Source organism: Burkholderia sp. Tr-20355 (assembly GCF_017104685.1).
GTDB classification, from domain to species: domain Bacteria; phylum Pseudomonadota; class Gammaproteobacteria; order Burkholderiales; family Burkholderiaceae; genus Burkholderia; species Burkholderia seminalis.
The window spans coordinates 1-6,044 of the sequence record NZ_JAAGPK010000279.1; the positions used below are offsets into that span (position 1 = coordinate 1).

A 6,044-nucleotide genomic window follows, 5' to 3' on the forward strand; every position below is an offset into this window, starting at 1 on the left:
TCCGCCACCGCCGCGTCCGGTGCGTCACCGGCGGCGACCGACCCGTGATGCCGGCCCGCTCCGCTCCACATCGCGACGGCGGCGATCGCCGCCAGCCCCACGACACCGTAGACCGCTGCGCGCCGCGCCAGCGGCGCGCGCCCTTCACGTGCCGTCATCGATTACACGCCCGCGCGCTGCAGCCGGTTCGCATGCGTGCGGATCACCGCGACCGGATCTTCCGCATACGCGCCGCGCACGCCGAGCAGCTGGTTGATCTCGTCGATGTGGTTCCACTTGTAGCTCGTGCTCAGCACCTTGCCGTACAGCGCGCTGCACTTCGACACGAGCCCGTCGTTCTGGCCCGACCCGCGATTGATCATCACCGTGCCGGTGCCGAACAGGGCAAGCGTCGACAGGTCGAGCGCGTTTGCGGGATCGACGAGCGGAATGGTGCTCGTGTCCGTCGCCCCCGTCACGCCGAGCACGGAAAGCGTCGGCTGGATCGCGGTGCCGGCCCACGAATACAGCAGATGCGTGTTGCCGCCGACCGTCTCCGTCGCCGCGCCGGTCTGGCAGCTGCCCGGCGCGCCCAGGCCCGCGCTCGGATAGTTCTGGTTGTAGGTCGCCGCCTGCGCGGTCGTCAGCGTCTTCAGCGATGCGAGCGCGTCCTGGTTCGTGTTGTGACTGCTGTTCGTCAGGATCCCGAATACATTGACGAACGCGGCGATCACCGTCGACGACAGCCCGGTCGGATCGTACGCGAGCACGCTCTGCACGAAGTCCGCGAACTCGGAGCCGCGATGCGGCGTGCCGATCGTCGTCACCGACGCGACGAGATCGGGCGCGACGGCCGCGACATAGCGCGAGGTCAGTCCGCCCTGGCTGTGACCGACGAGATTGACCTTGGTCGCCCCCGTCGCGGCGAGCACCGTCTTCACGTAGGCGAGCAGCTGTTCGCCGCGGCCGTTCGGGCCGTCGTCGCTCTGGAAGCCGGACAGGTTCGCGACGTAGACGGTCGCGCCGTGCTGCTGCAGATCCTCCTGGATGCCGTACCAGTACTCGAGCACGCCGGCGTACTTGTCGGTGCCCGTGAGCCCGTGCACGAGGATGATCGGATAACGCGTCGCCGCGTAGTTGTCGACGGGCGCGGGCGCCGCCATTGCCGAGCGGGTCGTCGCGAGCGTCGTCAGCGCCGCCGTCCCCGCGAACGGCGCGACGCTCATCGCGCATGCCACTGCCCCTGCCATTACCCTGGAACGCAACGATCTGGCCATGCATGTTCTCCTGATTATTGTGCTGCCGGCGCGAATGACACCGGATCGACACGCACGCCGCATCGCGCGCATCGTGTGCGTCGAATGCGGGAGTGAATCACGAGTCGCGAACGTTTTCGCCCTGACTAGATACGGTTCTCTAATCGGTTGACGCGCCCCGCCCGTTCGGGCGGGGCCGCGTTCACGCGCAGGCATGCTGCAATGCACACGCGCCGCGCGCTACAGCTTCGCGCTCACGCGCACCCACGCGGTCCGGCCCGGTTCCATCACCGGCGCGTTCGCCGGATAGCCGAAGCCCGCGTTGCCGGCAAGGTTCAGATGTTCGGTGTAGGCCTTGTTCAGCACGTTGTCGACGCCGACCGAGACCTGCACGGTCTTGCTGACGTTGTATTGCGTGTGCAGCGACAGCACGCCGAATCCGGCGCTCGGGCCGAAGTCCTTGCCGACCACGTTGCCCTCGTTCAACGCATAACGATGCTGCGGCGCAACGATCCGCCACAGGCCGCCGGCCGACCATGCGCCGCGCGTGTATTCGAGCCCGATGCGCGCCTCGAGCGGCGGCATCTGCGGCAGCGGATCGCCGCTCGCCACGTTGCGCCCCCACGCATACGCGAGCGACGTCTCGACGCGCAAGGGCGCCACCGGCCACCACGACACGCCTGCTTCCCCGCCCATGATCTGCGCGTTGACGTTGGTCGCCTGCGTGGTCGCGCCCATCATGCCGGCCGCGTAGTTGAACAGGATGAAGTCCTGCACGTAGCCCGCGTACGCCGACACCCACGCGTCGAACCGGTCGCTCTTGTACTGCGCGCCGATGTCGACCTGCGTGGTCTTCTCCGGCTGCACCGCCGAGAACGCGTTGACCGAACCGGCCGGCCCGCGCGTCGCGGAGAACAGTTCCCAATAGTCGGGATAACGCTCGGCATGACCGATCCCCGCGTACCACGTGACGGGCAGCGACGCGAGATCGCGCTCGTAGCGCACGAAGCCGCTCGGCAACACGCGCGAGCGATCGTCGTCGAAGGTCGGGTTCGGCTTGCTCATCATCATCCCGCTCTTCATCGCGCGCTTGTCGCGAGCGCCGGCGTAGTCGATGCGCGCGCCGCCGATCACGCGCGACACTTCGCTCGCATACCACGTCAGCTCGCCGAACGCGCCCGCGTTCCACATCGTCGCCTGCGCGTCCCACGGCTGGTCGCGGTAGTTCTGCTGCCCCATCGACGAGCGCGAGTCGAGCCGGTTCGATTGCGCGTCGACACCCGTCACGAGCTTGAAGTCGTCGCCGAAACGGAACGTCGCGGCCGCGCGCGCCCCGACCGTACGGCGCCGCACGTCGGCCGCCATCCGCATCGGCATGCTGCTCGACGGGTCGGGCTGCCGCAACGTGTAGTTGTCCATCACGTGATCGGCTTCGTTGTAGTACACGCGCGCCTCGATCCGGTCGAGCACGTCGCCGAGGTGGCGCTTGTCGAACGACAGCCCGAACGTCTCGCGGCGGAAATGCGCGCCGTCCATTCCGCGGCCCGCGTAACGCGCATAGCCGTCGCCGGTGCCGGCGGTCAGCTCGACACGCGTGTGGTCGTCGGGGGTCCAGCCGAGCGCCGCGTCGGCGTTCCACTTGTCCCACTGCGACGGCACCGTGTTGCCGTTGCCGTCCTTGTAGTCCTGCGAATGCGCGTGGTTCGCGCTCACGCGGCCGTAGACGTCCGGCGTGCCGGCCGTCAGATCGAGGTTCTGGTCGTTGCGGCCGAACGATCCGCCGACCAGGCTGCCGTCGAAGCGCATGCCCGGCCGCTCGAAACGCGGCGTCACGCGCTCGAACAGCACGGTGCCGGCCGATGCGCCGGGACCGTACAGCACGGTCTGCGGCCCCTTCACGACGGTGACCTTGTCGTAGCTTTCCGGCGCGATGTACGACGTCGGCGCATCCATCCGGTTCGGGCATGCGCCGAGCGTCGGCATGCCGTTCGCCAGGATGTTCAGCCGCGAACCGAACATCCCGCGCAGCACGGGGTCGCCGTTCGTGCCGCCGCTGCGGATCGACGTGAAGCCGGGAATCGTCTTCAGGTAATCCGCGCCGTCGCTGGCGGGCAGCGGCTGGCGCGGCGCCTTCGGATCCGTGACGACGACGAGCGGCGTCGACAGCGGCGACGCGACGACCTCGACGGGCGGCAGCGGCACGGCCGACTCGTTCACGGGCGCGACGTCCGCACGCGCCGTTTCGGCTGCCGCGGCAGTCGCGGCCAGCGCGCCGACGGCCAGCGCGGGCACGGCAAGTTTCAACATTCGCGGCACGCGCCGCGCACGGGTATTGCGTGACGCCCGCGGCGCACGCAACTGGAAATGGGTCATGATCGAAAGCCCGAGTGACGCCCTCCACGCGGCCGCGACGGGCCGCACGGATATCGGCGGGAGTAGGAACGGAGAACAGCGCGTCAGGCGCGCTCGGGCGGTGCGCGTGGATACGCGCGCGGATAGCGGTCGGCGCGCGCCGCGACGACAGGCGGCGCGGCGGCGGAAACGAAAACGGCGGGAACGGAAGCGAACGACGCGGCGGCCGGCGCGCCGAGCGCGGGGCTATGAGCGAAGAAACCGCAGTAGCCGCACGCGTCGAGATGCAGCGCATGATCGTGCATGCCGCGCGCATCGGCCGGCCGATGCGCGCCATGCTCCGTACTGCAGACGATTGCGTCCGGCGTGGCCGCCTGCGCGATGCGCCACTGCGACACCAGCGGCGCCGCGATCGCGATCCAGATCGCGAGCACGCCGAGCCAGGCGGTCAGGTGACGATGTCGATGCAGCATGCGCGGCGGCGAGTAAGCGGAATGTAAAAGCAGCCGAGATGTTACAGAATGTTCACCGCGATGGCCAGTCACCCATGCCGGTAAACGGAGCGGGGGCGCATGGTTGTCGACACAACCATGCGCCCCCGCCCGCGAGACGCGCCACGCATGAGGCGATCAGGGCGCCATGCGCCGCAGCACGTCGTCGCGCCGGATGAAGTGGTGGTACAGCGCGGCCAGCGCATGCAGGCCGATCACGAAGTAGAACGCGTTGCCGATCAGTTCGTGCGCTTCCTTGATCGTCGGCCGCAGCGCCTTGTCGGGGCCGACCAGCGTGAACGACACGCCGAACCAGTCCAGCGACACCGGCTTGCCGCCCAGGTTGATCATCATGATGCCGAGCAGCGGCTGCGCGAGGATGAACACGTAGAGCGCGACATGCGCGAGCTTCGACAGCCAGCGCAGCAGCGCCGCCTGCGGAATCGCTTCCGGCACGCGGCTGACGACGCGCCACAGCACGCGCAGCACCGACAGCACGAGTACGAACGTACCGGCGGTGAGGTGCACGTTCATCCAGAACACGCGGCTGTCGCTGCCCTTCGGGCCGCGGATCTCGATGGCCAGGTAGGCCAGCGCCACCAGCACGAAGATGGCCCAGTGGAAGAAGATCGCGGGCGAGCTGTAGCGCGTCTGTTTCGCGAGGATGTTTCTCATGCGTCGTCTCGTGTTGTATGCGGGGAGGCGCGCGGGCGGCAAGCGGCCCCGCGCCCGACAAAGCTTTCGCGATTGTAGCCGCACGGGCGTCCGGTTTTACGCGGCGCGGTCAAATATCCGACGAATCGCCGGCGCGCCCCTCATATGGAAAGTCCGCATCGCGCACGCAAACGGCTGTGGCACGATGAAGCTTTGGTGCGACGGCGCGCGGGCATCATGAGCAAGGCGTTCTTCGTTGCGGCCTATCGGCTGACCGCCGCGTTGCTCGCGGTATCCACCACGCTGCACAGCGTCGCCGACTACTGGCGCCTGCCGGACTTCCATCTCGGCAACTATCTCAGCTACTTCACGCAACTGAGCAGCCTCTACGCGGCCGCGATGCTGGCCGCGGGCCTCTGGCGCATCGCCCGCCCCGGCTCGGCCCGCTACGAATCGATGCGCGGCGCCGCCGTGCTGTACGTGCTGATCACCGCGATCGTCTACGAACTCCTGCTGGCGCGGCTCGATGCGCTGCGCCATGTCACGCCGGCGTTCAACAACTGGGTGCTGCACCGGATCGTGCCGCTCGTGATGCTGTGCGACTGGCTGTACGTGGAACCGCGCCGGCCGATCGCGCGAAGCAGCGCGTTCGCGTGGCTCGGTTTTCCGGTCGTCTATCTCGGCTATACGCTCGTGCGTGGCGCGTTCGAGAACTGGTATCCCTACCCGTTCGTCGATCCGCGGCCGCACGGCTACCTGCCGGTCGCGATCCAGTGTTCGCTGATCGCGCTTGGCGCGGCGGCGCTCGCGCTGGGTATCCGCTGGCTCGGCAACCACGCTAGACAGTCCGGTACCGCGACGCTCGGGGAAGGATGAAGGCGGGAGCGTGTGCGCCGCCCGGCGCACACGGGGTCATGCAGGCCGTCAGCCGCCGTTGCGCGGCAGGAAGTTCATCGGATCGACGACCTTGCCGTTCTGGCGGACTTCGAACTCGAATGTCGATCGACCGCTCGCGTCGGTGCCCATCTCGGCGACCGGCTGGCCCTGGCGGACCGCGTCGCCTTCGTTGACGAGCAGCTTGCCGTTGTGCCCGTAGGCCGTGATGAGGCCGTTGTCGTGCTTCAGGATCACGAGCGGGCCGTATGCCTTGACGCCGGACCCGGCGTAAACCACCCGCCCGTTCGCCGCGGCCCGCACCGAGTGGTCGGGCCCGGACGCGGCGATCACGACGCCGCGTGTCTTGCCGGCCGCGAACGGCGTCGCGACGACGCCGGTTGCCGGCCACGCGAGCGAGCCCGGCGCGGCCGCGGCG

6 protein-coding genes and 1 pseudogene are annotated in these 6,044 nt (G+C 68.7%); 1 reads left to right on the plus strand and 6 read right to left on the minus strand.

The annotated features are described in order from the left end of the window. The 5 genes and pseudogenes from G3N62_RS33965 to G3N62_RS33985 all read right to left on the minus strand — a co-directional run. Positions 1 to 158: pseudogene (locus G3N62_RS33965) on the minus strand (lipase chaperone); the annotation flags it as partial. A gap of 3 nt (positions 159 to 161) precedes the next feature. After that, positions 162 to 1,256: a triacylglycerol lipase gene (locus tag G3N62_RS33970; protein WP_124668843.1), complete on the minus strand. Its 1,095-nt coding sequence runs from the start codon at positions 1,254 to 1,256 to the stop codon at positions 162 to 164. Between the two features lie 219 nt (positions 1,257 to 1,475). Next, positions 1,476 to 3,608, minus strand: a complete 2,133-nt coding sequence (locus tag G3N62_RS33975; protein ID WP_124668842.1) for a TonB-dependent copper receptor — start codon at positions 3,606 to 3,608, stop codon at positions 1,476 to 1,478. A gap of 83 nt (positions 3,609 to 3,691) precedes the next feature. Next, the gene (locus tag G3N62_RS33980) at positions 3,692 to 4,060 is read right to left on the minus strand and encodes a DUF2946 domain-containing protein (RefSeq protein WP_124668841.1); all 369 of its coding nucleotides are present in this window, start codon (positions 4,058 to 4,060) and stop codon (positions 3,692 to 3,694) included. A gap of 156 nt (positions 4,061 to 4,216) precedes the next feature. Continuing rightward, the gene (locus tag G3N62_RS33985) at positions 4,217 to 4,753 is read right to left on the minus strand and encodes a cytochrome b (RefSeq protein WP_124668840.1); all 537 of its coding nucleotides are present in this window, start codon (positions 4,751 to 4,753) and stop codon (positions 4,217 to 4,219) included. A gap of 216 nt (positions 4,754 to 4,969) precedes the next feature. Between G3N62_RS33985 and G3N62_RS33990 the strand changes: the two genes are divergently transcribed. Beyond that, on the plus strand, positions 4,970 to 5,608 hold the full coding sequence (locus G3N62_RS33990) for a Pr6Pr family membrane protein (RefSeq protein ID WP_034185978.1): 639 nt from the start codon (positions 4,970 to 4,972) through the stop codon (positions 5,606 to 5,608). 48 nt (positions 5,609 to 5,656) lie between these two features. Here G3N62_RS33990 and G3N62_RS33995 read toward each other — a convergent pair. Then, positions 5,657 to 6,044: peptidoglycan DD-metalloendopeptidase family protein (locus tag G3N62_RS33995; protein ID WP_206141473.1), on the minus strand; the 388-nt coding region annotated here is incomplete at its 5' end.